The 1,624-nt window shown below is 72.8% G+C and carries 1 protein-coding gene and 1 pseudogene; both read left to right on the top strand.

The window, feature by feature from the left end; translation table 11 throughout:
* A pseudogene (locus FHS37_RS38740) lies at positions 1-254 on the top strand (metabolite traffic protein EboE); the annotation flags it as partial.
* Positions 251-1,624, top strand: a 1,374-nt coding sequence (locus tag FHS37_RS38735) for an alkaline phosphatase family protein (protein WP_184830020.1), incomplete at its 3' end; no start/stop codon positions are given. The pseudogene FHS37_RS38740 and the gene FHS37_RS38735, both read left to right, overlap by 4 nt.

The following is a 1,624-nucleotide window of genomic DNA, read 5'->3' as shown; positions in this document are numbered from 1 at the left end:
TCCACGTCCCGCTGCACGCGGCCCCCGCCGCGCCCCTGACCTCCACCCTGCCCGTGCTGAAGGACGTCCTGGCCCGGCTCGCCGGCGGCCCGCACCCGCTCACCCGTCACCTGGAGGTCGAGACCTACACCTGGCAGGCCCTGCCGCCCGGGCTGCGCCCGCGCGGGCGCAGCCGGCTCGCCGAGGGCATCGCCGCCGAACTGGCCCTGGCCCGCGACCTGCTCACCGACCTCGGCCTGAAGGAACTGCCATGAGCGACCCCACCCCCCTCCTCGTCCTGGACGTCGTGGGCCTCACCCCCCGCCTGCTGGAGCACATGCCCCGCCTCAAAGCCCTCGGCAGGTCCGGCTCCCGCGCCCCGCTGTCCACCGTGCTGCCCGCGGTCACCTGCGCCGTCCAGTCGACGTTCCTGACCGGCACCACGCCCGCCGAGCACGGCATCGTCGGCAACGGCTGGTACTTCCGCGAGCTCGGCGAGGTCCTGCTGTGGCGCCAGCACAACGCCCTGGTGGCCGGCGACAAACTCTGGGACGCCGCCCGCCGCGCCCACCCCGGCTACAGCGTCGCCAACATCTGCTGGTGGTACGCCATGGGCGCCGACACCGACATCACCGTCACCCCCCGCCCCGTCTACTACGCCGACGGCCGCAAGGAACCCGACTGCTACACCCGGCCCGCGGCCCTGCACGACGAACTCACCGACACATTGGGCACCTTCCCCCTGTTCCACTACTGGGGACCGGGCGCCGGCCTGGTCTCCAGCCGGTGGATCATCGACGCCACCCGCCACATCCTGCACACCCGCCACCCCGACCTCGCCCTGTGCTACCTCCCCCACCTCGACTACGACCTGCAGCGCTTCGGCCCCGACGACCCCCGCTCCCTGAAAGCCGCCACCGACCTGGACACCGCCCTGGCCCCGCTGCTGGACGACGCCCGCACCCAGAACCGCACCGTCGTCGCCCTGTCCGAGTACGGCATCACCCGCGTCAGCCGGCCCGTGGACATCAACCGCGCCCTGCGCCGCGCCGGCCTGCTGGAGGTCCACACCCAGGACGGCATGGAATACCTCGACCCGACGGCCTCCCGCGCCTTCGCCGTCGCCGACCACCAGATCGCCCACGTCTACGTCCGCCGCCCCGAGGACCTTCCCGCCACCCGCACCGCCCTGGAGGCACTGCCCGGCATCGAACAGCTCCTGGACGACACGGGCAAGAAGACCCACCACCTGGACCACCCCCGCTCCGGGGAACTGGTCGCCGTCGCCGAACCCGACGCCTGGTTCACCTACTACTACTGGCTCGACGACGCCCGCGCGCCCGACTTCGCCCGGCTCGTGGAGATCCACCGCAAACCCGGCTACGACCCGGCCGAACTGTTCATGGACCCCGAAGACCCCTACGTCAGGGCCAGGGCGGCCACCGCCCTGGCCCGCAAGAAACTCGGCCTGCGCTACCGCATGGCCGTCGTGCCCCTGGACCCCTCACCCGTCCGCGGCAGCCACGGCCGCCTCCCCACGAGCGACGACGACGGCCCCCTCCTCCTCTGCTCCACCCCCCACGCCGTCACCGGCCGCATCGCGGCCACCGACGTCAAACAACTCCTGCTCCAACTCGCCGGCCTC

Origin of the sequence: Streptomyces griseomycini, assembly GCF_014203535.1 — a bacterium.
In the GTDB taxonomy this organism is placed as follows: Bacteria; Actinomycetota; Actinomycetes; order Streptomycetales; family Streptomycetaceae; genus Streptomyces; species Streptomyces griseomycini.
Note: the sequence above shows the minus strand (reverse complement) of the source record. Positions and strands in the feature narration are given on the sequence as shown.